The following is a 26377-nucleotide window of genomic DNA, read 5'->3' as shown; positions in this document are numbered from 1 at the left end:
AACCTCTTTAACAAATGAATAACAAGGATTATTTATCTCATCTCCGCCATCGCGGTAGACTAATCCATTGTCTTTAATCAGGAATCAAACCTGTTAGTGTAGCCGCCATTTGAAACCATGACGGCACCTGTCATGCTTATTGTGGTTGTGGAAGTTTATAAGCTTGGCGGGCCAACAGTTTCCAGTTGCCGACCTTATCTTTTTGCCATACTTGCATGACACCAATTTTCACTTCACCGGGCTTACCGCTGTCGTTGGTTTTGGCTTCAAAAATGTGTCGAGCAATAGCCACGTCACCCTCTACGTTGACCGTTTGGTCATTCAGATTCAGGGTCACGAAGCTGGATTTTCCGCTAACAATCGCATCGACAAATTCGGCGTTATTCTCAACGCGACCACTGGAGTGACCGTAGCTGAGGTTTGGTGCGCCAATTTTTTCTAGCTCGGCTTTCTTGGCGCTTAACATCGCCAGACGCATGTTTTCGACGGCATTATTTACCGCAGTGACATCCGCACTTTGAGCAAAACATGTACCACTGATTAACAATGAGAACAGTGCTGAACCTAATAATTTTTTCATGTTTATTATCCCGTATCCTTGATGACATAACCCAGCGTTCAAAACAATGTCGATAGTGCGTAGACCTTAAGCTTTTTCAGCGAGGCCTGCGGTTTCAGTTTCTCGCACCGCGGGCTTATTCCCCATGCGTTTCGCCCACATTGCGGTAATGATTGGCACCAGAACTGAAGTCACAATAACCGAAGTCGCAACCAGCGCAGTTGCAGCCGGAGCAACTGGCTTAAACTGAGGCAGCATTTCTGCAATCAGTACCGGTGTAGCAACCGCAGCACCTGCTGTACTTGAGGCGGCGACGCCAGCGGTTCCGTTACCCCCACCGATAAATTTGTCGGCAATAATTAACGGGATACCGGTGATGATAATGACCCCTACGCCTAGCAGGATGCCCAGCAGACCGGTTTCCAGAATAACGCCTAGGTTGATGGTATTACCTAATGCGAAGGCGAAGAATGGAATCAGGGTATGCACCGCTTTACTGAAGAATTCACGGAGTTCAGGATCCAAGTTACCCAGTGCAAAACCAATCAGGAATGGTAGAACAGCACCAACGAAAACTTGCGGTTCGAATGAGGCAATGCCCGCAGTACCCAGAATAATCATGGTCATGAGCGGACCCGATTCAACGGACATGAGTACGAATGCACCGGCTTCTTCTTTTGAACCATATTGCTGCATGATAGAGGCGTATAGGCCACCGTTAGTCATGTCCATTGCAGCCACTAATGCCAGTGTAGACATACCCGCGAAGAAGCCAACTTCAACACCGTATTCAGGAATGAATTGTGATGCAATGGCTGCAACCACCCAGGCCGTGGCAATTTTAGTAATAACCAGCGTACCAGACTTACGTAATACCGTACCCGTTGCGCTTAACTGAATGGATGCCCCCATACAGAAGAACCAAACGGCCAGAATTGGCACCGTACCTGTGATTAAACCGTTAGTGAATGAACCAAAATATTTACCTGCGCCAGGAGACAGAGTATGGCAAATGGCACCTAAAAACAGAGGAACTAGCATTAATCCGCCAGGGATTTTGTCAATGGCCTGCTTAATTTTCATATTATTTCCACCTAGTCAGTAAGTTGTTTTCAATAACGATAAGCGTGTGATTGATATCGTTGCTAAATAAAACAAAAAAGTATCCAGTGGCCACGCAATAATTACATTGATAATTATTGTGTTGCTCGATATTTTTAATTTAAGTAGTTGCTACTGCTCTTTTAAGATGAAATCAGGAAGATATCCCTTTTTTAGTTAGGGTTTATACCGGCCTGATGTATCTTTGCTATTCGTTAATAGATTTTTTAAGAGTAGTTGGCTCCTTATGGCGTTGTTGGTTTCAATAAGTAAACGTAAATAAAATGGGTTAACGGCTCTGCGGTATTTAATATTCAATAAAATTATTTCATTGATAATAAAGTAATTATTTTAAATTTTATTTTCGTCTAGATTTGCATCTCCGTTTTTGTTGCTGTAATCCTAGCTAATTATGATGGTGGTTAGCTGTGATCTGAGTCATACAAACTATATTTTGTTTGTAAATATGAAACATCGTTTCAAAATTATAATCACGCTATTTCATTGATGGTGTTCTAAGGTATTGGTGCTGGCTTTAATGTGCAGTATTTGTATTTTTATTTATGTTTTTAATGGGTGGGTCGATTTCTAAGTAGAAGTTTTTCTAAAAGGATGTGCTTTCAAAGCGTGTTAATAATTTGCTTGGTGACTATTTTATTGGATGGCTGGAATAGTTGGCTTACATTTTAACTGATAGGGCAGCGTTTGAAGCAACATCCCTGTTGCGCGTGTCATTTATGATTTTTGTCGTTACAACATTTTTCTGATCACATAATGCAAAATACCGCCGTTCTGGTAGTAGGTTAGCTCATTACCTGTATCGATACGGCAACGGGTATTAATGATGTGATGGTGACCATCAGCGTGAGTGATAATGATGGTGACGGTTTGGCCCGGTTGCAGCGCTGCCAACTGGGTCACGGTAATGGTTTCATCACCGGTTAAACCCAGAGATTTTCGGGTGATCCCTGGCGCAAACTCCAGTGGTAAAATGCCCATGCCAATCAGATTAGAGCGATGGATACGCTCAAAGGATTCAGCAATCACTACGCGAACCCCCAGCAGCATTGGGCCTTTTGCCGCCCAATCGCGGCTGGAACCGGAGCCATACTCTTTACCCACGATCACTGCCAGCGGTACATTGTCTTGCTGGTAACGCATTGCGGCATCGTAAATAGGCAGTATTTCTTTGGTGGGAACGTAACGCGTAAAGCCACCCTCGACACCGGGAACCATCTCATTACGAATACGGATATTGGCAAACGTACCGCGCATCATCACTTCATGATTACCCCTGCGTGAGCCGTAAGAGTTGAAATCTTTAGCTTCAATACCGTGATTATTGAGATAAATTCCCGCCGGGCTATTGGCCTTAATATTACCCGCCGGAGAAATATGGTCAGTGGTGACGGAATCTCCCAGCAGAGCCAAAATGCGGGCATGATGAATGTCTTGTACCGCTTCTGGTGTCGCTTGCATGGTGGTAAAGAAAGGGGGATGACGAATATAGGTCGAATCCTCCTGCCAGTGATAGGTTTGTGACGCTTCAATCTTGATTGATTGCCACTCTTCATCACCATTAAACACTTCCGCATATTCTTTTCGGAACATGGCTGCGGTAACCCCTTCAACGGCCTGAGCAATTTCATGGGAAGAAGGCCAGATATCTTTCAGATAGACTGGATATCCTTGCTTATCATACCCCAGCGGATCCCGAGATAAATCAACATTCATGTTGCCTGCCAGCGCATAAGCGACCACCAGCGGTGGAGAAGCTAACCAGTTAGTTTTAACCAGAGGGTGAATTCGACCTTCAAAGTTACGGTTACCGGATAGCACGGCACCAACAGTTAAATCTCCCTGTTTGATAGCCTCTTCAATCGGTGCTAACAGTGGCCCAGAGTTACCGATGCAGGTGGTACAGCCATAGCCAACCAGATTGAATCCCAGCGTTTCCAGATAGGGGGTTAGTCCTGCCGCATTCAGATAATCGGTAACGACTTTAGAGCCGGGAGCCAGAGATGATTTTACCCACGGCTGACGCTGTAAGCCTTTCTCGACGGCTTTTTTAGCCAGTAGTCCTGCTGCCAGCATAACGCCAGGGTTGGAGGTATTGGTGCAGGACGTGATGGCGGCGATAGCCACCGCCCCTTGTTTCAGCGCAAAGGCGCTTTCTTTCAGCGTGACGGGCATCTGTTCGATACGCGGTGTTCGTGCGGAGGTGTCCAACTGCGTGTAGGCTTCAAAAGCCTGCTTAACACCGCTCAATGTGACTCTGTCTTGAGGGCGTTTAGGGCCAGCTAGGCTGGCCTCCACCGTCGACAAGTCCAGAGACAAGGTGCTGGTAAATACCGGTTCATCACCAGGATAGCGCCATAGCCCTTGTGCTTTACAGTAGGCTTCAACCAGCGCTATTTGCTGTTCGCTGCGACTAGACAAACGCATATAACGCAATGTCTCTTCATCAACCGGGAAGAAACCGCAGGTGGCGCCAAATTCTGGCGACATATTACCGATGGTTGCGCGGTCCGCCAGCGTTAGGCGCGCCAGTCCATCGCCATAAAATTCAACGAATTTCCCCACAACACCGTGCTGACGCAGCATTTGGGTTACGGTCAGTACCAGATCGGTAGCGGTAATGCCTTCCCGAAGTTGCCCGATCATTTTGAAACCAACCACATCAGGGATCAGCATCGAAACCGGCTGGCCTAACATGGCGGCTTCTGCTTCAATGCCGCCAACGCCCCAGCCCAGAATACCCAATCCGTTAATCATGGTGGTATGGGAGTCAGTACCTACCAACGTATCTGGATAGACCATCAGTTTGTCATCCTGCTGCTCCTGCCAGACCGTTTGTCCCAGATATTCTAAGTTGACCTGATGGCAAATACCGGTGCCCGGAGGCACTACACGGAATCGACTGAAGGCTTTTTGCCCCCAACGCAAGAAGGCATAGCGTTCGTGATTTCGTTGCATTTCGAGCATGACGTTAGTAGTAAAGGCGTGCGAATTGGCGTAATCATCCACCGTGACCGAGTGGTCAATGACCAAATCGGCAGGTGAGAGCGGGTTGACTTTACTGGCATCACCGCCAAGGCGCTGAACGGCTTCGCGCATGGCAGCCAAATCGACGATGGCCGGAACGCCGGTAAAATCTTGCATTAATACCCGCGCCGGGCGGTAGGCGATTTCGCGATCGGTATGGCCGCTTTCCAACCACTTAACCAGCTCAGCTAAGTCTGCTTCCTGTACCGTGTCGCCATCGATAAAGCGCAGTAGATTCTCTAATAAAACTTTAAGCGATTTAGGCAGGCGTTCAATATTGCCTAATTGAGCTGCGGCTTTCAACAGGCTGTAATAATGATATTTCTGTTGGCCGACCGTTAGGGTATCAAGGCATTGTTGACGTAGATCAGATGACATAGCTCCTCCATTAATTACCGATATTACCGGCATCTCTGCCAGTCGTTATTTTTGAAGTGCTGCTTGGTTGTATTAAAGATATCACAAATATTTCACAACATTTGATTAACATTTGTAAAGTTCGATGGGGTGAGGAATGGGATAGGCAGCAATACTGACGCATGGGAATCTGGGGGAATGTTGTGGGGGAGCTGGTTATGAGAAGCGGATCGCCGGGTCGGGCCAGACGTATTTTTAGTGGGAATCGTTAAAGGTGAGTGTTGACTTACCGTCTCCCAATCTCTTCTGTCATAGGTAAACCGAATGTTATTATAGAATAAACCAGATAATCGCATCCATTTGATGACGTTACTGCATTATCGACGGTTATCCCCGATGTTTTCTGTAAATGGTTAACGTGATAAGTGAGTTAACTTTTTGGTATCGGGTTTGCCCACTGCCGTCAGCGGGATTTCCTCGATAAGCTCGATACTGACAGGCATCTGGTAGCGGGCAACGCGCGGTTTTAGCCATTGCATTAACCGTGGGGCATCAATATCCTCATGGGGTTCGGTAACGACAAATGCCTTTAACCGCTGACCAAATTCTTTATCCTCAACGCCAATTGCCACGCACTCCCTGACTGCCGGATGTTCAGCCAGCGCCTTTTCCAGCTCAATGGGGTAGATATTTTCGCCACCGGAAACAATCATGTCATCGCGGCGGCCGTTGAGAAAGTAGTAGCCGTTGGCGTCACGAAAAGCGAGGTCACCGGTCGCTACCAAGTCGTCGGTTTGTTGGGCCGCCCATCGGCATTGAACCTGCAACAAACCAACGGTGTTATCACGGGTAATCAACTGGCTCGTGGCGGTATCGCACAGGCAGATGGTTAAACCATCAATGGGTAATCCAATGGTATCTGCCGCATAGGCCAGATCGTTTGGCGTCGCGATGGTACAGATCCCTGCTTCTGAAGTGCCGTACAGGTTGAATAGTCGTTTACCCAGCAGGGTTTGCGTTTCGCTAACCAGCGTTGGTGGAAGGGGCGCTCCCCCAGAAATAATACAGTGCAGTGATTTTAACCGTGTTGGATAACCATGCAGCATCCGGCTCAGCATCAGGGGAACCAAGGTGACGACCTCTATTTGCTGCTGTTTTATCAGTTCAGCCGCGTCTTGTGCTTCAAAACGGCGCGTCAAATAGATAGCCGAACCCAGTAGGGTAGCGATACATAACGTTGCTAGACCAAACCCATGATAGATCGGCGTGGCAATATATAAAGAACGGTATTGATCCAGCTTCAATTTATCCAATAGGGCCATTAGTGGATTAATAAAGGCAAACAGAGAGGGCTTACGTGCCGCCTGTTTAAATTCACCACCGGTGCCGCCGGTCAGCACCACAATGTTTCCCGGACCATAGGTGATTTTAGCTACGGGTCTGACGGGCATTTGGCTATATGACTCGATGGATGGCTCGGTATCATGAACGACGGGTAGACATTGACCATCATAACCTGCCTGTTGAATCAGAAGATGTAGTTCAGGATCATGAATAATTAAGTGAAACTGATGCTGGTGAATAAACGAAGCTAATTGCTGGGGGCTAATTTCACTGTTGATCAAACAAATATCCGCTCCGCTAGCGGAGCTGGCGAATAATGCTTTAAGCAGCGATGTATGGTTACGACAGATAATTGCCACTTGCTGGCCCGAGGCAATCTGATGTTGAGTCATAAGGGAACCAGCGACTGCCCGGGATTGCTGATATAGCTGTTGATAGTTTAACGACTGATTTTCATCCTGAACTGCCTTGCGTTCAGGATAGCGTCGGGCACTATAGCCTAGTAGTGCCATCAAACTAATACCGTTCGCCCTAATGGAAGCGACCAAGGCAGATACGCCTCTAAACGACAATAAACCGGTATTGCGTAATAACTGAAACTTATTCATCTGATTTTCGTTTTAAATAATAACGACAACAGCCTGCCCATAGCCGATGAAAAATAACCGAAGCCACCTGAGCGAACAGTGCCCACCAAGGGCGGATGCACGGTTTGCGAGTGAGCAATGCGCGACAGATGATTTCTGCCGCCTGTTCAGTCGATAAGGCTGGAACTGGTTTATCCGCATATACTGGGGCTATCATGCGGGTTTTGACCAGTGGAAAGTAGATAGAAGAGACGGTTATTTTCGCCAGTCTTAATTCCGGTTCAGCACAGCGCAGCCATTGGTCAAACGCGGTTTTTGATGCCTGATACGCTGCCCAGTAAGGCGTTGGTGCCAGCAGCACATTCAGGGCTGATACATTAATAATCTGCCCTTGAGATTTTTGTAGCTGCGGTATCAAACTAAGGCAGATCTGAACCGGAGCAAGGTAGTTCAAACGGATGGTACGTTGAAAATCATGCAGTCGATCCAATGAATCCATCAGCGGACGGCAGATAGATTTTCCCGCGTTGTTTATAAAAATATCGATATTGCCATGTTGCTGTAGCTGATGGAGTAGTTCGGTACACTGCTGTTCATTGGTTAAGTCGCAGGGAAAAATATGGCAGTCAGCGGAGTGTGATGTGAGACGTTGTTGAATCTGTTGTAGCATTTCTGCGGTGCGGGCAACCAGAATCAATTTAACCGGACTGTCCGCCAACATCTCCACTACCGCCTCGCCTATGCCGTAGCTGGCACCGGTAATTAGAATCGTTTTATTTTTCAGGTAGCGGTTTAACGCGGATTTATCCGGTTGGCGGTAGGGGAAGAGTAGGTATTTGGTTAATGTGGCAGAAGATATATTCATAAATTCACGCTCGGTTGCTGATTGGTTTTTAGCCATAACTCTCTGCCCCGATAAAGCCGCATAGAAATGAGTTCTTCAGAGTGACAGCGAGGGCATACCTGAACAGTGACATAATCAAGATTGAATACGATGTGGAGTGCTTTTTTAATCGCCTCGGATTTAGTTATCCGCTTTTTCTCCGGTATTCCGGCACAGGTACATTGGGGACAATAAGACATATCAAAAAATTATCAGGCAGTTTTGATTCCAATAAAATTGGAAATTGTTTTGCAGTATCAATGATATATGAGTTTTTATTTTCAGCAGTTATGGCATACCAACAATAGTATCCTTCTCCCATTTCAAATCGGGTTAACTCCTCTTCTAGGTCACTCCATATAATATAGGCAGGAGAATGTTCTTCCGTCTTACCATTGAATTCAGAAAGAAGATGTACTCCCTCTTCGGGAGAAATAGTTGATGAAATAATTTTGTGACACAGCACTTTTGCATAGTTGGTTAGGCTGATAGCTGGAGACGACGATGTAATTCCAATATTTTCTATATAGCGTTGAAAATAAAACTCAACTTCCTGACGGTCTAACTGTTGATCAAGCCCTAGACTTGCCAATATCAATATAGCTTCAGATTCCGAGCCATTGGCTAATTGCTGTTCCGCCCAGTCAGTATAGAAACGCGGCTTATCGGTACCCAATACCCGGCATCCCCATATCTCATCCAGTTCCATAGCGTTCCCTGACAATATCCCATAGGCTGACAGAAATAGCACGATGAAACCATTTTCTCAATCAGGGGGCGATGGTGTGAATAAAAGCATGCCGATAAAATCAGAGTGGGTATAATGGAATGACTTCAACTGAAAAAATAGCAACTTATTATTTTTCAATTGCTTATTGTGGGCTAACTGAGATGAATGACACACACTCGACGCTGATTAAACAACTCTGTGAGCGTATTGCAGAGTCAGATAATACGCCGCTATACCTGAAGTTTGCTGAAACGGTCAAAATGGCAGTGCGTACTGGCATATTGCCACCGGGAAATATTCTACCGGGGGAACGCGACTTAAGTCAGTTAACCGGGGTGTCTCGAATTACGGTGCGCAAAGCCATGGAGATGCTGGATGAACAAGGGGTCGTTATTCGCTCCCGCGGTTTTGGTACCCAAATCAACGATAAGTTTGAATATTCATTGAAAGAAGCCAAGGGTTTCTCTCAGCAGGTGGCGTTGCGGGGAAAAACGCCAAATACCCTGTGGATTAATAAAAGCATCGTGAACTGTCCTGATGACGTCGCCGAGCAGTTAAAAATTTCGGCTGGCAGTCAGGTCTTTATGCTAAAGCGGATTCGTTACGTGGATGAAGACCCGGTTTCTATCGAAGAGTCCTATGTTCCGGTGGCGTTGATTAACAATGCCGATGATATTGGTATGTCGCTGTATGACTACTTCCGCAGCCAGAACATAATTCCTCAGCGAACTAAAAGCAAAGTTAGCGCCCGTATGCCGGATGTTGAGTTTCAGTCACATATTAAACTGGATGATGCCGTACCGGTGTTGGTGATTAAGCAACTGGCGTTTGACCATTTGAACCGACCGATTGAGTATAGTATTAATTTGTGTCGTAGTGATATGTATGTTTTTGTTTCTGAAGAATAGTTTTTGGTCTTGAGAAGATTTCATCCACCAGTAGTGTTGTGTGTGAATTAGCAGTGGTGCACGTGGCCGAGCCCTCTTGACAATCCCGCGCTTTCGCACACGAATTCAGGTCGCTTAGGTGACTTCCCTCCGCCTTCGTTCGGGCTTACGCAGCGGCGCAGAGCCGGAGTACTCGCCTCATCCATGAGGCTCGGCCCTTTGGGCCAGCACTTCTCAGTTGTCGGCTGAATTCCAGTACTCTTTGATAAGGGCAAAGGCCAATAACCAAAGAGCAAGAACGGAAGGCCAAGGACTTAAAGATTCAGAACTTAAATGTGCCGATCTAGATATTCCGATAACTCACTGACCGATGGCGCGCAGTCGCCGCCGCGGTGGCTGACGACGTAAGAAGCCACCGCATTACCCAGTGTGACGGCATCAGCCAGTGACCAACCAGAGGAGAGGGCGGCGAGGACTCCGCCGGCGTGGCTATCGCCTGCGCCGATGGTGTCGACTACCTGAGCAGGGAAGGGTTTGGCCCAGCCTTTTTGTTTACCGTCGTGGTAACAGGCACCTTCTTTATCGACCCGAATGATTAATGGACAGCCATAACGGCTGTACCAATCTTCAGCCAACGTATCCGCACTCAGAACGGAGGTATGACCGGCTATTCTGGCATCCATCAGTTCGGCTTCTTGGCGGTTGAGAGAGACCATTGGCTTGAGGGCCATCAGGCGAGCTAATTGCTGCTCTGATATATCTTCAATACGTGGACCAAAATCGATGAAAAGCGCCATGCCGGTTTCTAATGATTCCAGCCAGTCAATTAACACTTCGCCGGTGGCGGAGGCTAATTGATAGCCTGAGAGATAGATCAATGTATCAGGCTGTAGTTTAAGGCTATTCAGAGTTTGTCTGTCCCACTGGTTTTCTACGCCACTCACGGACAGGAAGGTGCGTTCACCGTCGGGTTCGACCAATGCCAGACACCAGCCGTTATCGCCTTTGTCGGTTTCGAGTGCTGAAACGATGCCTTTTTCACCCAGCGTTTTACGGATGATATCGGCCCAGATCCCTTGGCCCATCGGCAAGGCATTAAGGGAGGTGAGCCCTAATCGATGCAGGGTGATGGCGATGTTCAGCGCACAGCCACCCACATTGACACCTTGCTGATGCAGTTCAATATCACTGCCCCGATGGGGCAGTGAGTAGGCATCGGCAATCACATCGATCACCGCAGCACCAATGACGCAGATGGGGCGTTGATTGGTTAACGATGGAAGTCGGCTTTTAAGTTCAGCGGCGTGCATAAGCGGACTCCCTCTGATGGCGAAGCTGGATAAAGGCTTGGCTGTAGCGGGTAAAATCTAACTGATTGGCCTGATCCAACTGCTGTTTTAGCTGCGGGTCAATGCGTTCAATTCCGTGTAAGGCTCCGCAAATTGCCGTTGCCATTGCGCCAATGGTATCCGTATCGCCGCCGAGGTTAGCACATAGAATGGCGCAGCGGTTAGGATCGGTTTGTGCCAGTTCAACCATCGCGATGGCGGCAGGTACTGACTCAATGGTGCTGGTACCGGCTCCCACCAAATGGTAAATCTGTTCCATTCCTTGCTCAACGTCTTCGGCTTGTCTGGCTGTGTGTAACGCCAGCTCGATTCTGGCTGCCATTGAAGCGCTAAAGGTCGTGATATGCTTTTCCTGTGCTGCTTTGGCAACATCAGGAAGCCGATCGCAAATTTGCGACCAACTAACACCATCGATAGCTTTAGAGATCGCCCAAGCAATTGCCACGGCACCGGCAATCGCCACATCAGATTTGTGGGTTGGGCTGGACGCTTTTGCTACATCGGCGATAAAATCATCCAGTGAGTGAACTGGCAGTAGGCAGCCAAGAGGAGAAACCCGCATTGCCGCACCGTTGGTAACGCCATTATTCTCTAACTGTTCAATGGGGGTACCTTGCTTAATGGCATTCAACGCAATTTTGGACGTCGGCCCTAGCACATTCTTATTAAAGGCATCGAACTTCTCTGCCCAACGCATAATATTACGGCCGATAACCGCGGGTTCAATTTCCCCTTTGCACTCAATAATGGCATCCGCTAGCGCCAGAGCCATTGAGGTGTCATCGGTAAATTCGGCGGTGTTAAAATAGCAGGCGGCGTTATTTTCTGCCGGACCCGGTAAAAAGCGATCTATCCAGCCAAAGTAGGATTTGACCCGAGAACGAGGCCACAACTCCGAGGGCATCCCCATCGCATCGCCCAAAGCCTGGCCATAGAAGGCGCCTAAAATGCGGTTCTCTTTATTCATCATAAATCCTTAATAGTGACTTTATTGCTGTACCGCGGAATTCACTGATGGAAGACCGCGGTGGATAAAACATAACGATTATGCTTCGGCTGATTTAGCGTCTTGCAGTGTTACCGCAACAGTTTTGATTTCGCCGTCGGATTCTCTAAAGAACAGCATAAACAGGAGGGTAATCATCACGATCATGATGGCACCAAAACCCCACATACCCGCCCAGTTAAATGTCTGTCCGTTAACTGGCTCAGCGTAGGCAAACATCTTCTCCATCATTTGACCGCCCAGACGATAACCTAACAGGCTGCCAAAGCCTTGGCAGCAGAGGGTAATTAGCCCTTGTGCGGCGGTGCGCATATGTATCGGTGCTTTTTTATCTACATAAATATAAGCGGTAACATAGTAGAAGTCGTAGCTAACGCCGTGCAGCAAAATACCGAGGAATAGCAGACCATAGGTGAAGACATGGTCTGCACCACCATAGACGAAGAAGCCATAGCGAATCGCCGCAGTAATCAGGCCAAGTAACAGGACCTTTTTGATACCGAAGCGTTTGGTAAAGAATGGCAGCGCTAGCATAAAGAAGATTTCAGAAAACTGGCCCAAGGTCATCCAACCGGTGGCATTCTTCATACCCACTTCCGTCAGATAGCCATTAGCAAAGATATAGTAGAAAGCCAGCGGCATCGCAAACAGGAATGAACAGAAGAAGAACACCAGAAAGTTGCGGTCTTTCAACAGCACGAGGGCATCCAGTCCCAGCATGACTTTCATACTCATCTTACCGGTACTCTTCGGTGGCGTATTTGGCAGCATCAGAGCAAATACGCCCAGCAGCGCAGAGCTGGCAGCGGTAATTAACAACGGAATATTGCTGGCGGAGATATCGCCATAGCCCAGCATTCCGGGTAAGAAACCACACACCAAGCCAGAGGCGATCCAACCGATAGTGCCCATTACCCGAATGCGAGGAAACTGGCGTTCCACATCATCCACATTGGAGAACGCAATGCTGTTGGTTAACGCGATGGTTGGCATATAGGTTAATGAATAGGCCAACAGCAGTGGGAAGAAGGTGTTGAACTGAGTTTGTTGTGCTGCCAGCCACATCAGTATGGCTCCGGCAAACATTAATATGGCCAGTACTTTCTGAGCCGCAAAAAAGCGGTCAGTAATGGAACCAACCAAAATAGGGGAGAGAATGGCCGCAATCGCTGTACAGGCATAAGACCAGCCAATCTCAGTAGGGGTAAATCCACTTGAATTCAGGAAAAGCCACAGGGGGACAAACCAGGCTCCCCATATAAACCATTCAATGAACATCATGAATGAGAGTTTTGCTATTGTTTTATTCATGCTTCAGTCCTTTCACGATATTGGGTAGGGTTGTTTTCGCTTGCCACGACAATACCACTTGATAATACCTTTACAATACCTTTATATGAAAACCTTGAACCAGATAACATTGTTGGAGGTCGTACACAGGCCGCTATTCTTTCGTTAGCGATAAATTCTTTGATATTAATACTCACAGTATCATCGGGAGTATTGCTGAAAGAGTGGTTCAAATTCGAGGGAAATAAGTCAATATATCTTAAAGGTTTTTTGACGGTTAAAAGGCCTGAGCAGGAATGAAGTCGTGGGATAACCCATAGGTGAATCGTAGAATTGTACAACCTCCGCCAACATTGGGTCGATTCTTTACCGCCATCGGTAACATCTCATGCTGAAAAAGTGCTTTTATATCCAAACATTACACGTCGAATTGATATTTTGGTGAGATAATCGTTTTTTGTTACAACTTGCTACTTTCAATTTATTCCTGCATCATCGACCCTCTTAAATCGAAATCTGATTATTTTGTGAACTAGTTTTGGAGTTTTTATGCCTTCACTTGTTTTAAAGATAATAGGTTCAGCGTTTTTCTTTTTGAGTGTGAGTTCATCGGTCAGTTGGGCATCAACAGGGACAATGAATCATCAAGAGTATTCTCTCAATGATAAGCTTGACAGCCTACCTGATTTGCGAAAATACCCTTCCGGCACTCAGCGGAAAAAAGCATTTCTTAATGCAGTTGTACCTATTATTGATCAACAAAACAGTCAAATTCGCCAGGAACGCGAGTGGCTATTAAAAAAGCGTTCATCCCAGAGCTGGAGCTCACAGGACATCGCGAAGTTACAGCAGGTTTGTAGTCGTTATCGTATGACATGCACCTCAAATCCCAAGAAGGTGAAGTGGGATGAGCTGTTAAAACGCGTTGATGTTTTGCCGACTCATTTAGTGGTTGCTCAGGCAGCAACAGAGTCAGGTTGGGGAACCTCTAAGCTGGCACAGACCAACAATAATTTGTTTGGTATGCGCTGCGGTAATAAAGACTGTAATAGCAAAGGTGGAGTAAAAGGATATTCGTCCTACAACTCTGTAGATGATTCCGTCACCGCCTATTTGTTAAATATGAACACCCATGCAGCCTACGATAAACTGCGTGATTCACGGGCGGCGCTGAGAAGTCAGGGCGATACCGTGACGGCTGAGCACTTAGTGAATAAACTGGGACGCTACTCTGAACGAGGCTCGTCGTATAACCAGTTTCTACGCAAAATGTTGGACCACAATGAAGAGTTGATCCAGCAGGTGCAAAGCGCATCGAGCCTCGTCTCTGACGGTGAATCATAGGTTAGTAGATGTTTAGAAATGTAAAAACCGGACAAGTCATTTGTCCGGTTTTTTTATGGGGGAAAGGTGGGGATTTGTGCTGGTGTTGTTGAGTCCGGTGTGAGTTTCGCCGCTTTTTGAATGGTCTGGGGTGGTGTAAGTTTCGCCGCCTTTGGTTCAGTGTTTATCTCGACGGTGGTGTTTGCGTCGAGCAGAGGGGCATTGGGGCGAACGCCCCTCTGCACTCCCCGCGCCAGCGCAGCCGATTGTTGACCGCCGCTTTTTGAATGGTCTGGGGTGGTGTAAGTTTCGCCGCCTTTGGTTCAGTGTTTATCTCAACGGTGGTGTTTGCGCCGAGCAAAGGGGCATTGGGGCGAACGCCCCTCTGCACTCCCCGCGCCTGCGCAGCCGATTGTTGACCGCCGCTTTTTGAATGGTCTGGGGTGGTGTAAGTTTCGCCGCTTTTGGTTCAGTGTTTATCTCGACGGTGGTGTTTGCGTCGAGCAAAGGGGCATTGGGGTGAACGCCCCTCTGCACTCCCCGCGCCTGCGCAGCCGATTGTTGACCGCCGCTTTTTGAATGGTCTGGGGTGGTGTAAGTTTCGCCGCCTTTGGTTCAGTGTTTATCTCGACGGTGGTGTTTGCGTCGAGCAGAGGGGCATTGGGGCGAACGCCCCTCTGCACTCCCCGCGCCAGCGCAGCCGATTGTTGGCCGTCGCTTTTTGAATGGTCTGGGGTGGTGTAAGTTTCGCCGCCTTTGGTTCAGTGTTTATCTCGACGGTGGTGTTTGCGTCGAGCAGAGGGGCATTGGGGCGAACGCCCCTCTGCACTCCCCGCGCCAGCGCAGCCGATTGTTGACCGCTGCTTTTTGAATGGTTTGGGGTGGTGTAAGTTTCGCCGCCTTTGGTTCAGTGTTTATCTCGACGGTGTAGTGGTCTAATAAACTCGGACACCAATTAAGGTGGTAAACTCAAACCATCAAGAGAGGTGAATAATGATAAAAGAACGTCGACATTTTACCCCAGAGTTTAAACGTGAAGCAGCTGCACTGGTTGTTGAGCATGGCTATAGCACGACTGAAGCTTGCAGAGCAATGGGGGTTGGTGAAACAGCGATGCGTCGCTGGGTAAGACAACTGAAATATGAGCAGCAAGGTGTCACTCCAACTACCCAAGCCTTAACCGCGGAGCAACAACGTATTCAGGCTCTGGAGAAACGAATAAAACACCTTGAATTAGAAAAGGAAATTTTAAAAAAGGCTACCGCTCTCTTAATGTCGGACGAATTCAAAAATATGAGCTGACAGCCCAATTAAGTGAGCGTTACTCAACCCGGCTGCTCTGCTCATTATTTGATATCTCCAAATCGACTTTCTATGACACCCAATCCAGAACGGTGAATAAGGAGCGGGGGCGGCTTCGTCAGCATGTTGTCAGTCTTTTTAAACAGAGTCGGGGCTCAGCCGGTAGTCGAACTATTGTTGGCATGCTGCGTCAGGAAAAGATAGTGATTGGTCGCTTTAAAGTGAGACGACTGATGGCAGAAGCGCAGTTACAAAGTAAACAGCCGGGTTCACATCGCTATAAGCCTGTGACAATAGAACGTCCGGAGATAAGTAATATACTGGGTCGTGATTTTATCCCGTCCAGACCTAATCAGGTATGGACGAGCGACATTACTTATATCTGGTCTGGGTGCTGGATTTACCTTGCAGTGGTACTTGATTTATATGCCCGAAAGGTTATTGGTTATGCTTTATCAGATAAAGCGGATGCAGGGTTAGCGATTAAAGCTCTGGATATGGCCTGGCAACATCGTGGCAAACCTAAAGGAGTGATGCTCCACTCAGATCAGGGTTGCCAGTACACAGCACGGGCCTTCAGACAAAGGTTGTGGCGTTATCAGATAACGCAAAGTATGAGTCGTCGGGGTAACTGTTGGGATAATGCGCCGACAGAACGCTTGTTCAGAAGTTTAAAAACAGAATGGGTTCCGGAAACGGGTTATCACAATCTGATGCAAGCGAAATCAGATATAAGCCGTTACTTGTTAGAATATTATAATCAAAGGCGACCACATGCTTTTAATGGTGGATTACCGCCAATGATTGCAGAACAACTTAAGTTGGAGTCCGGGAATACTTGACCACTACACGGTGGTGTTTGCGTCGAGCAAAGGGGCATTGGGGCGAACGCCCCTCTGCACTCCCCGCGCCTGCGCAGCCGATTGTTGACCGTCGCATTGCGGCGGCAACCTCAGTCAGCCCAGCGGCTTAACGCACCGGCATAGAGCCGCTCCCGGCGTCGCTATGCCTCTCGCCGCATCCATGCGGCTCGTGCTGCCTCTGGTCTTCCTTCGGCAACATTCGGATGCTTTAACCTAAAGGGCAAAGGGCAAAGGGCAAAGGGCAAAGGGCAAAGGGCAAAGGGCAAAATATAAAAAAATAAATACCTGAATGAATCACCTGACTGACAGTTAGTATTGCTAATCGGAGGGAGAGGTTGCCGTGGGGGTCGACTTGGCGTAAGCCAACGACAAACAGGCGAAAGCCTGTTTGAACAGCGCTAGCGCTGGCCCGCAAGGTGTTTCATAACTGCCCGTAGCCCGGCTAGGCCCGACGCACTCTGCACTCAAGTACAGACGGTCTACCGGCCGAGCACAATGGTGATATATGCAATATCGTATTTACGGCCGGAATCGCCACCGAGGCTAATAGTAAACGATGCTAATCGGAGGGAGAGGCTGCCGGAGCGCGCCTAGGTAGACGCACCAGAGCAACGTACAGACGGTCTACCGGCCGAGCACGATGGTGATATACGCAACATCGTATTTACGGCCGGAATCGCCACAGTAGCAGAAATAGATCATCTAAAAAGCTTTCTTATGCCCCAACCGCGACAACAAATCCGTAATATACAAAACTAACGTCGATCGAATAGCCTGCTGATACCGCTGAAGCTGCATATCCACCAGCTTGTCATCAATCACCTCTTCCGGCAGGTTTAGCACCGGAGGTGGGGGCAGGGTGATGCCGTGCAGCATATGCAGCGGACCCAGCACTTCATCATCGGTAAAGCTGAGATTATCCTGAATATTCAGCAGTTCATTATTCAGCGCCAGTAATAGCTCGACATCTTCATACTCATCGCGAGTGATGACGCCAAGGGCATAAATCAGCTTCAGGCGTACCGGAAGCGCGGCCAGAGGGCCTGAGCCCTCCAACAACGGTTCAACTGCATACTTAACGGCATAGTCATCTTTGCGGAATACCTGCAGGATCAACAGATCGACGGCATCGGCTAACAGGCTGACAGCAGCCTCGATAAAGCCTTTGACCGTTAATCTGGCATTCAAACGTTCCAGAATGCGGTTTTCAAATACCTGTGTCTCTTCCATCGTTGCCATAGTTTACTTTGCCAGCTAAAGCTTTTTACCTGAATAGCAGACATTGCTGCCTGATGTTGTTACATAAAAGTGCATACTTACATTATACAGGCATCTGCTAAGCCTGACGCTGCATGGTGTTATACACATTTGTTATTTGAGCCACAACCTCGGGTTGATCCTCAAGGTGACAAACGTCTAGCAGGGTTTGTTCAATTCCCTTCGACGCCAGCATGGCTGCCAGCTCTTGCGCTTGGGGATCTTGATCACTGCGATAGCTTAAAGCAGCAGCAATACCAAGCAGTAAATTTTGATGAGGTAAACCATACTCCAGCGTACCACGAAGCGGTTTAATTAACCGATCCCCTTCACTTAGCTTACGCAAAGGTTGGCGGCCGACTCGTTCAACGTCGTCATGCAAATAGGGATTCTCAAAACGGCTGAGGATCTTATCAATGTAGGCGGCATGTTGCTCAGGATCGAATGCGTAACGCCGAATCAACACGGCACCGCTCTCTTTCATGGCGGCGCTTACTTTCTGGCGGATATCCGGATTGAGGATCGCGTCACGGATAGTTTTGTAGCCAGCCAACTGGCCTAAATAGGCGGTGATGGCATGTCCGGTATTTAAGGTAAACAACTTACGTTCTATATAGGCCATCAAATTGGCGGTAGGCTCCATGCCTTCAATGTGCGGCAACGCCCCTTTAAACTGAGTGCTGTCTACAATCCATTCGCTGAAGGTTTCTACCGTGACATCCAGCGGATCGTTTGCCGCTTCGCTAGGCGGGACAATACGGTCTACGGCGGAATCCACAAAACCAATATTCTGCTCCATCCACTTCTGCATCTCTTCCGGGATTTGCAGCATCACATGCTGTTTAAGCTGGCTGGTGCCTCGCACCATATTTTCACAGGCTATGATGTTTAACGGCTGGTGATTGCCCTGTTGATAGCGAGCAATCAATCCTTGTGCCAGTGTACCTGCGATTTTTTCTAGCACCTGTGGGCCGACGGCGGTGGTAATGATATCTGCCTGAGCTATTTGGCGGATGGCATCCGGGCTGGCGCTGTGAATTGCGCTGATGCGGCTGACTTTCTCTATTCTGGCATCTTGACCAACGACATTAACTTGATAGCTTTGCTGATGTGCCAGTTGATCAACCAACGGTTGATTAACGTCGGCAAAGGTGAGCTCGGCCTGAGCATCGGCCAATAGTTTACCGATAAACCCGCGCCCGATATTGCCTGCACCAAAGTGTATTGCTTTCATAAAGTTAACCTTAATATTCTGTGTTCAAACCTAAACCGTAAAAAAAACAGGGGCTGGGGGACCAGCCCCTAATGACAAAGTATCAGCAGCTAGACGGCTGGCTGCGGCAGTAGATACTTTGCAATACGTACTATTACGCGGCCTGCTCACCGGCCAGCAGGTCTAATACTTCCTGTACGCTGCTGGTTTGTGCCAAACGTTCAATAATGCCGTCATCATCCAACGCGTTGGTTAAGCGTGTAATCACCTGAATATGTTGGTTATTACGCGCCGCGATACCAATCACCAGACGGGCTATTTCGTCCGGTGTATCACCAAAGCAGACGCCTTGTGGATATTGACAAATCACTACGCCAGTACGCAGTACGCGATCTTTGGCTTCTACGGTACCGTGTGGAACGGCAATGGATTCTCCAAGATAGGTTGAGGTTAAGGCTTCACGGGCCAGCATCGCGTCGATATAGTCGGGCTCTACGTAGCCACCATTAACCAACATCTGACCGGCAAAGCGAATCGCTTGCTCTTTATTGTCAGCTTGTAGATTAAGGAAGATGTTGTTGGCACTCAGCTCAAACAGATTTTCTTCCTGATTGGCGGGATCAAAATGGTCATCGTTAGCGGCGACAAAGGTTTGAGTAATGAGTTTACTGTCGTTAGCCGCTTGCGGATGTTTAGCTGCCAGCAGGCGGGCCGCTAAGTCATTGTAGAGCTGGCCGTCGAGAAAGTTTTTCAGCGAGATGTGTATGGCATGGGGGGCATGATCCATAGCCCGGCGCGTGAGGTCTTGATGGGTGATAACCATATCGACACCGTCTGGCAGGCTGTTAATCGCACAGTTGGCAACAGTAATATGATTGAGCCCGGCATCTTTTACTTTTTTGCGTAATACGCCAGCGCCCATAGCACTGGAACCCATACCCGCATCGCAGGCAACCATAATGGTGCGTACATAGCTTAAGTCTTTTACCATATCGCTTTTATGCATGGTTGGTTGGGCTGCACCGCCTTGTGCTTTATTACCTTTGGATTGTTGTTTCATGCCTTGCATACGGCGAGTGGCATCTGCGAGGCCATTATCTTCTTCTTCCCCCGCAGGTACACGCTTGAGCATCACGGCGGAAGCCAAGAACGAGACAATACCCGAAGTCAGAATCGACAGAACCACACCGATTAACGATGACTTGGGTGTCATCAGCAGCACGGCAAAAATAGAGCCGGGAGACGCGGGAGAAACCAGTCCTGCATTAAACAGCGTTAGGGTAAATACACCGGTCATTCCGCCCAAAATCACCGCGATAATCAAACGCGGGTTCATTAACACATAGGGGAAGTAGATCTCATGGATACCACCAAAGAAGTGGATGATCACGGCACCCGGTGCAGACAGCTTCGCACTCCCTTTACCAAAGAACATATAGGCCAGCAGAACCCCAAGCCCTGGCCCTGGGTTAGCTTCAATTAGGAAGAAGATGGATTTGCCGGTCTCTGTCGCCTGCTGAATGCCTAGCGGAGAGAAAATTCCGTGGTTGATGGCATTATTCAGGAATAGAATTTTTGCCGGTTCAACAAAAATAGAGGTTAACGGCAGCAGGTTGTTCTGCACCATAATGTTAACCCCGGCAGCCAGTATCTTAGACAGCGATTCAACCAGCGGGCCGATTGCCATAAAGGCCAGAATAGCTAATAACATACCAATAATGCCGGCAGAGAAGTTATTCACTAACATCTCAAAACCGCTTTTGATTTTACCGTCAACCCAGCGGTCAAAACGGCGAATGGCATAACCCCCTAACGGCCCTACGATCATGGCACCCAGGAACATCGGCATATCAGCACCGATAACGACACCCATTGTGGTTATCGCACCCACCACGCCGCCGCGCTCGTCGCCAACCAGACGCCCGCCGGTATAGCCGATTAACAGCGGTAGCAAATAGGTAATCATTGGGCCAACCAGTTTGGCTAATGTATCGTTCGGTAGCCAACCGGTTCGAATAAACAGAGCGGTAATCAGCCCCCAGGCAATGAATGCGCCGATATTGGGCATCACCATGTTGCTGAGGAAGCGGCCAAAATTCTGTACCTTGACCTTTATATTTGGTGATAACATAAAACACCCCTCGAGGTGCGCGCAGATACTGGTGCGCGTAGTAGTAGTCGGGACGGTTTCGCCAAAAACCGTCAATCAATTTCAATGCAGGCCGACTCTATCACGACATTTTTATCTCGCGTATCCCGAGCGGATTTTGTGATGCTTATCACTTATCCCCCCCCCTCACGCTACGGTTATTGGTGACATTGATCACAAAAAACACCTGTAATAAAGTAACAATGTTAAAGAAAATCCTGAATTCGTGATTTTTATGTGAAGTTAATCACTATTTTGTTTGTGGCTTTTGTTTATTAAATGTGACTTTAATCACAAAGTATTTTTCATTTCTCGCCTTTCCAACGGGTAACGCTGTTTTTCGAACGCTCTGCTTCGATGGCGTATTGTTATTTCTGTAACTTAATTACAACGTATTGGTTTTTAGGCGAATTGTTTTGAGCGGGGCGGTGTAATGGTGTGTTGTAAGTAGGGCTGGGATATCAATAAGAAAAATCAGAAGCTTGCAGGGGCAACCTGATAAAAGAAATCGGCTGTATGATTAAGCTGATGCCATAGTAATAGACTGTTTGAGCAGAGTAATAAGGTCGGTACTGTTTCGAGTAGTAAATTTTGCGTGGGGCTGATCCCAGTTATTGTCAGAAATGGTATGGATAATGAATGCGCCTTGCTCATCAAAAGAGGGATACCAACCAATATCGACAATATTGCCATTATTGAACTCTATTTGTAGCAAATCTTCATCAAGGTAATCAATTATTGCGGAAAAAGATTGATCTAAATTCAATGAGGCAATTTGATTGTATATGCTGACGCTATTTTTTACTTTAATGCTGACGCCACATACTATTATTTCTTTAGCCATGAAGTTTATCTCATTTTATTAAAATCAATTAATTAGATTTTAAAACACGCATTTATCATAGCTTTTTTCACTGAATAGTGAAACGATGATCTTAAATATATTATAGAATATGTATTACCTAACTCTATTTAGGTAATAAATAGCTATCTACTAGATAGGAAGAAAATTAAATTGATAAATAAGATTTTCATTTATCGCTATAAGAAAATAATGGGTGGATCTTTGATGGTGGCGATATTTCATCCGTTTTGAACGTAAAATAATCAGCGGATTGGGCCTAAGAATCAGTGTGCTGATTTTATTTTCTGTCTGGGGAATATTGCTCTTTACCGTTGGCTAACATTTTTCACCAAAGTGTTGCAATGGCGGGCTTAACGGCGTGTTTTTTGCCTCCGATAAATGGTTTAATTGACGCTATTTGTTATGAATCATTCTTAAACAAGGATAATTCAGTGAAATATTCTATATTTTGCTGATAAATAAAGCATGATGACCTATTTTCAGTTGTGTGGTTTACAGTATATCGAATTTACTGCTATAACTAGTATCGAGTGACCATTCATAAAGCTACGCAGTACTGACCGCGAATCAATGGATTGAGTGCCTTCAGAGACAGAATATCTCTGAACGATATATGCATTCCTGAATTATTTTCCGGCTCCGGAACCTGTGCGCGTTGGTCACTTTTGGACATTTAATTAATAGATTTTTAGGCAAGATTTTCGCAAATACAATAATTCGATAACAGGTTACAAGCAAATGACAGCATCTTCCCCCACAATAACTGGCCAGCCAAAAGCGCGACCGTTGAATAAGAATGATTATAAGACCTTAGGGTTATCCTCCCTTGGTGGCACCCTAGAGTTTTATGATTTCGTTATCTTTGTTTTCTTTACTGGAACATTAACTCATCTATTTTTCCCTGGTGATAATGAATTTTTTGCCCAAATGAAAACGCTGGGTATTTTTGCTGCTGGTTATCTGGCTCGTCCGCTCGGTGGGATTATTATGGCGCATTACGGCGATAAGATCGGTCGTAAGCGTATGTTTACTCTTAGTATTTTCCTGATGGCGTTACCCACGTTGGTCATTGGTCTGCTTCCGACCTACGCTTCCATTGGCGTGATGGCACCTATTCTTCTGCTGTTGATGCGTATTCTACAGGGTGCGGCAATTGGCGGTGAAATGCCGGGGGCATGGGTATTTATTGCTGAGCATACGCCTGAGCAGCGCTATGGTTTAGGTGTTGGCACCTTAACCTCTGGTATTACCGGCGGTATTCTGCTGGGTTCGATTGTGGCTATCTTGATTCAGCGTAACTACAGCACGGCAGAAATTAATGAATATGCATGGCGTATTCCATTCATTTTGGGTGGTGTATTCGGTTTTATCTCGGTGTACCTGCGTAAATTCCTGCAAGAAACGCCAATTTTTAAAGAGATGGCAGAGAAGCATGCACTGGCGAAAGAACTTCCGGTTAAAACCGTGATTAAGAGCCATAAACAAGCCTGTGGGATTACCGCGATTCTGACTTGGTCTCTGTCTACGGCGATTGTGGTCACTATTCTGATGACCCCTTCAGTGGTGGTAGAGAAGATGTATCACGTGGATAGAACCATTTCGCTGGAAGCTAACTGCGTAGCGACATTTATGCTGACTCTGGGATGTATTTTCTGGGGCTGGATCAGCGATAAGCTAGGTACACGTATTTGTATGGCGGTATCTTGGGGTGGTCTCGCAATAACGGCCTACCATTTTTACAGTTCATTGCACCCAGAAATTGGTGCAGGTGAATTGATGTTTAATTATGGTTTGATGGGGCTGTTTGTGGGTGCGATTGCAACTACGCCAATTGTCGGTGCTCGTGCATTCCCGCCGGCTATTCGTTTCTCCGGTCTATCATTTGCCTACAATCTGGCTTACGCGGTATTTGGTGGCTTAACGCCAATGATCACCGGTGCATGGTTACAGCAAAGTGCTATGGCACCCGCTTACTATGTAGGCATTGTTTCCCTGTTAGCTGTCGTGGTTGCTTTCCTGCCCCTAGCTTACAAAGGTTGGACAGCAAAAAAGCAGCCTGACGCAATTTCCGCTTCACCGGTTATTGCTGATTAAGATGGGATGTAAATAGAAAAACGTTATTGGAACTGACCCGGATAACTTGGGTAGTTTAATATCGTCGAATGGGGCCTGAGTTCGGTATTGCACTGGACTCAGGCTTTTTAATTTTGACTTCTTCTGTTGCTGGTTTTAGGTATCGACGGCGTGATTAACGTCTTTATAAAATACATTATTACAACGCTTTATGGGATGGTATTAAATATTTCTCATCAAAAGTGAATAAATGAAGAGAATAGCTAAGGCCTGAGCATCCGTTGTGATAAGGAAAATGGATGGGCTTAATAAGTGACGCACAGGAGATGTCACATTTTTTCTGAACTTGTTTCTGCTTGAAATATTTTGTCATTTTTCTATAGGTTTGAGTTACAAAAAAAGCATTTTAAAATCGACTTAACTGAATAGAATGATTCCACTTTCCTCTTCTTAGTTTGAGATAGAAATATAAATTTAAATCATACTATTATGAAACATATCATACCCACTGCACTCTATAGCCTGTTCCGCACCTCTGTTGGAGGCGGTATCTGCATTTTTATGCTGTTTCTCTCTTTTAATGCTAATGCAGCGAATCATCATAAAATCGGTAAAAAAGCACCGTTGGCTGCCCATGTGATTATAAAAAGCAACACCAAGCGTAAACGGGTTTCATTAAATAACGCCAGTAAGGCTTACCAGCAGTCTGATGAACAACAAGAAATTCTCGCGGGTATCAATCCTTTCCGTCAGAAAAATATCAATAAGTTACAGATTACCGAAGGTATGCACCCTCAAATCTCAACCGTTCAGAAAAACACCATGATGACGGCTGAGCGTGAGGTGATTGCTAACTTAAGGAAGCAATTGGGCAAACCTTATCACTACGGTGGTACATCTCCCAGCACCGGATTTGACTGTAGCGGTTTGATTAATTATGCCTATCGCGATCATCTGAAATCAACACTACCAAGAACGGCTAATAATATGTTTCATATGTCTGCGGAGCAGGCGATTGAAATAGAGAAAGAACAACTGCACAGTGGTGATTTAGTCTTCTTTCGTACCCATAGTCGCGGTTATGGCTATGCGGATCACGTAGGTGTTTATCTGGGTGGTGGTGAATTTATACAGGCACCACGCACGGGTAAAGATATTCAGATTAGTCGATTAGATGAGGATTACTGGCAGGAGCACTATATTGGTGCGCGTCGGGTGTTGCTGCCTTCTGCGGTACGATAATCTCTTGAGCCTCGCGAGTGCCAGACACCGCGAGGCCTACAAACGTTAGTAAAACGTGGCAATAGACCGAGCGTTTAGAACCTTTCCGGCAACGAAGTTATCGAAGTCAATTTACCATCTTCCATGTTGATATAGCCTCCTTTCCTCAATTCTGACAGCACCAGCATCACATAGCTGCGTGACAGCCCGGAGCGTTTAATAATATAAGATGCCACCGTCACGGATGCTTTCACCGCATCGCTGTTTTGGTTTAAATCCATAAGAAGTGTGCGAATAAAAGCATAGTTGTTAGGTGTGATGGTTTTTTCAAACATATGGAAAAATTTGGTCATATTATAAGCTTGCACATGGCTTACTGACTCATATAAATTTTTCTCTCTGATGATTTTTAGGCCTTCTTCTGCGGGTAAATTATATATTGTGCTGGTTTGGGTTGGCTTAATATATAAACGGAGCGTGGGGGGAGTGTAGGTATTCACCAAACCGAAGATGGCATAGCCTTCAGCATAGGTCAGCAAGCGGTCTTCCTGATTCATATAAATAGAAAATACCCCTTCCTGAATGCAGCAGATATTATCAGTTATCAGAAATTTACTGCCTTTCTTAATGGTGATTTTTTCAAATTTATCACTCTCAGCAAATGCATTTATTAACAGCTGAAAGTGCATTTTAATATTGGGCGGTATATCGGACATTGTTGTGTACCTAATCAGGTAGTTTTATAAACTATAGGACAAAAATAGAGTGCGAGATAACAAGCTATAATGTTCGTTATGGTAATGATTTTTTAAATTAAACCCCAGTAAAGCGGAGATTGATAGCGATTTTTATACAGAATGCGACTAAATGTTTTCCTGTGTTGGTACTGTGATTAATTTTTAAACGTGTGAGTTTTTATATTAATTTATTTTATATTCAATAGGTTAATTTAAAATTTGCCTGCCTATTCTCC

At 46.6% G+C, this 26377-nt stretch carries 20 protein-coding genes; 6 read left to right on the top strand and 14 right to left on the bottom strand.

Going from position 1 to position 26377, the window contains the following annotated elements:
• Positions 1-136: 136 nt before the first annotated feature.
• From HYN51_RS12610 to HYN51_RS12585, 6 genes are all read right to left on the bottom strand, one after another.
• Complete coding sequence (locus HYN51_RS12610; RefSeq protein WP_108900350.1) at positions 137-580, bottom strand: nuclear transport factor 2 family protein; 444 nt, start codon at positions 578-580, stop codon at positions 137-139.
• A gap of 66 nt (positions 581-646) precedes the next feature.
• Complete coding sequence (gene kdgT / locus HYN51_RS12605) at positions 647-1642, bottom strand: 2-keto-3-deoxygluconate transporter (protein WP_108900349.1); 996 nt, start codon at positions 1640-1642, stop codon at positions 647-649.
• Positions 1643-2410: 768 nt separating this feature from the next.
• The gene (gene acnA, locus HYN51_RS12600; RefSeq protein ID WP_108900348.1) at positions 2411-5083 is read right to left on the bottom strand and encodes an aconitate hydratase AcnA; all 2673 of its coding nucleotides are present in this window, start codon (positions 5081-5083) and stop codon (positions 2411-2413) included.
• A 392-nt stretch (positions 5084-5475) separates the two neighbouring features.
• Positions 5476-7014 carry an AMP-binding protein gene (locus HYN51_RS12595; protein WP_108900347.1) on the bottom strand — a complete coding sequence of 513 codons (1539 nt, stop codon included), beginning with the start codon at positions 7012-7014 and terminating at the stop codon, positions 5476-5478.
• A complete protein-coding gene (locus HYN51_RS12590) occupies positions 7007-7894 on the bottom strand; it encodes an SDR family NAD(P)-dependent oxidoreductase (protein WP_230513976.1) in 888 nt (295 codons plus the stop codon). Before HYN51_RS12590 ends, HYN51_RS12595 begins: the two co-directional genes overlap by 8 nt.
• A 127-nt stretch (positions 7895-8021) precedes the next feature.
• Positions 8022-8585 carry a hypothetical protein gene (locus tag HYN51_RS12585; protein ID WP_108900346.1) on the bottom strand — a complete coding sequence of 188 codons (564 nt, stop codon included), beginning with the start codon at positions 8583-8585 and terminating at the stop codon, positions 8022-8024.
• Positions 8586-8767: 182 nt separating this feature from the next.
• Here HYN51_RS12585 and HYN51_RS12580 point away from each other — a divergent pair, with 182 nt between their 5' ends.
• Positions 8768-9514: a GntR family transcriptional regulator gene (locus HYN51_RS12580; protein WP_108902056.1), complete on the top strand. Its 747-nt coding sequence runs from the start codon at positions 8768-8770 to the stop codon at positions 9512-9514.
• A 308-nt stretch (positions 9515-9822) separates the two neighbouring features.
• On the opposite strand, the gene HYN51_RS12575 is transcribed toward HYN51_RS12580, so the two are convergent.
• The 3 genes from HYN51_RS12575 to HYN51_RS12565 all read right to left on the bottom strand — a co-directional run bounded on the left by HYN51_RS12575 (position 9823) and on the right by HYN51_RS12565 (position 13159).
• Entirely contained in the window at positions 9823-10803 is a 981-nt protein-coding gene (locus HYN51_RS12575) for a PfkB family carbohydrate kinase (RefSeq protein WP_108900345.1), read from the bottom strand.
• A complete protein-coding gene (locus HYN51_RS12570; protein WP_192878489.1) occupies positions 10790-11809 on the bottom strand; it encodes an ADP-ribosylglycohydrolase family protein in 1020 nt (339 codons plus the stop codon). The genes HYN51_RS12575 and HYN51_RS12570 overlap by 14 nt, the downstream gene beginning before the upstream one ends.
• Before the next feature lie 78 nt (positions 11810-11887).
• On the bottom strand, positions 11888-13159 hold the full coding sequence (locus HYN51_RS12565; protein WP_108900343.1) for a nucleoside permease: 1272 nt from the start codon (positions 13157-13159) through the stop codon (positions 11888-11890).
• A gap of 528 nt (positions 13160-13687) precedes the next feature.
• Between HYN51_RS12565 and HYN51_RS12560 the strand changes: the two genes are divergently transcribed.
• From HYN51_RS12560 to HYN51_RS16715, 3 genes are all read left to right on the top strand, one after another.
• A complete protein-coding gene (locus HYN51_RS12560) occupies positions 13688-14482 on the top strand; it encodes a protein bax (protein WP_108900342.1) in 795 nt (264 codons plus the stop codon).
• Between the two features lie 972 nt (positions 14483-15454).
• Positions 15455-16605, top strand: a protein-coding gene (locus HYN51_RS12555) for an IS3 family transposase (protein ID WP_108899760.1) whose coding sequence is annotated in 2 segments (ribosomal slippage) — positions 15455-15710 and positions 15710-16605 — 1152 coding nt in all. Because the reading frame shifts where the segments join, the coding sequence is not laid out codon by codon here.
• Positions 16602-16736, top strand: coding sequence for a hypothetical protein (locus tag HYN51_RS16715; protein WP_268993522.1), 135 nt, complete (start codon positions 16602-16604; stop codon positions 16734-16736). Before HYN51_RS12555 ends, HYN51_RS16715 begins: the two co-directional genes overlap by 4 nt.
• Positions 16737-17328: 592 nt before the next feature.
• Here the strand turns inward: HYN51_RS16715 and HYN51_RS12550 are convergent.
• The 4 genes from HYN51_RS12550 to HYN51_RS12535 all read right to left on the bottom strand — a co-directional run bounded on the left by HYN51_RS12550 (position 17329) and on the right by HYN51_RS12535 (position 22089).
• Positions 17329-17865 (bottom strand): MltR family transcriptional regulator, encoded by a 537-nt coding sequence (locus HYN51_RS12550; RefSeq protein WP_108900341.1) that lies wholly within the window; start codon positions 17863-17865, stop codon positions 17329-17331.
• Positions 17866-17962: 97 nt separating this feature from the next.
• Complete coding sequence (locus HYN51_RS12545; protein ID WP_108900340.1) at positions 17963-19117, bottom strand: mannitol-1-phosphate 5-dehydrogenase; 1155 nt, start codon at positions 19115-19117, stop codon at positions 17963-17965.
• A gap of 133 nt (positions 19118-19250) precedes the next feature.
• Positions 19251-21227, bottom strand: a complete 1977-nt coding sequence (locus tag HYN51_RS12540) for a PTS mannitol transporter subunit IICBA (RefSeq protein WP_108900339.1) — start codon at positions 21225-21227, stop codon at positions 19251-19253.
• Between the two features lie 538 nt (positions 21228-21765).
• Positions 21766-22089, bottom strand: a complete 324-nt coding sequence (locus HYN51_RS12535) for a hypothetical protein (RefSeq protein ID WP_108900338.1) — start codon at positions 22087-22089, stop codon at positions 21766-21768.
• 759 nt (positions 22090-22848) lie between these two features.
• Between HYN51_RS12535 and HYN51_RS12530 the strand changes: the two genes are divergently transcribed.
• Together HYN51_RS12530 and HYN51_RS16745 are read left to right on the top strand one after the other, a co-directional pair.
• Positions 22849-24204 (top strand): MFS transporter, encoded by a 1356-nt coding sequence (locus tag HYN51_RS12530; RefSeq protein WP_108900337.1) that lies wholly within the window; start codon positions 22849-22851, stop codon positions 24202-24204.
• A 468-nt stretch (positions 24205-24672) separates the two neighbouring features.
• A complete protein-coding gene (locus HYN51_RS16745) occupies positions 24673-25425 on the top strand; it encodes a C40 family peptidase (protein ID WP_108900336.1) in 753 nt (250 codons plus the stop codon).
• A 74-nt stretch (positions 25426-25499) separates the two neighbouring features.
• On the opposite strand, the gene HYN51_RS12520 is transcribed toward HYN51_RS16745, so the two are convergent.
• On the bottom strand, positions 25500-26120 hold the full coding sequence (locus HYN51_RS12520; RefSeq protein WP_108900335.1) for a helix-turn-helix domain-containing protein: 621 nt from the start codon (positions 26118-26120) through the stop codon (positions 25500-25502).
• Positions 26121-26377 lie beyond the last annotated feature (257 nt).

It is taken from the genome of Limnobaculum parvum, from assembly GCF_003096015.2.
Taxonomy (GTDB): domain Bacteria; phylum Pseudomonadota; class Gammaproteobacteria; order Enterobacterales; family Enterobacteriaceae; genus Limnobaculum; species Limnobaculum parvum.
The sequence above is the reverse complement of the archived record's forward strand: the minus strand, read 5'-3'. Positions and strand labels throughout refer to the sequence as shown.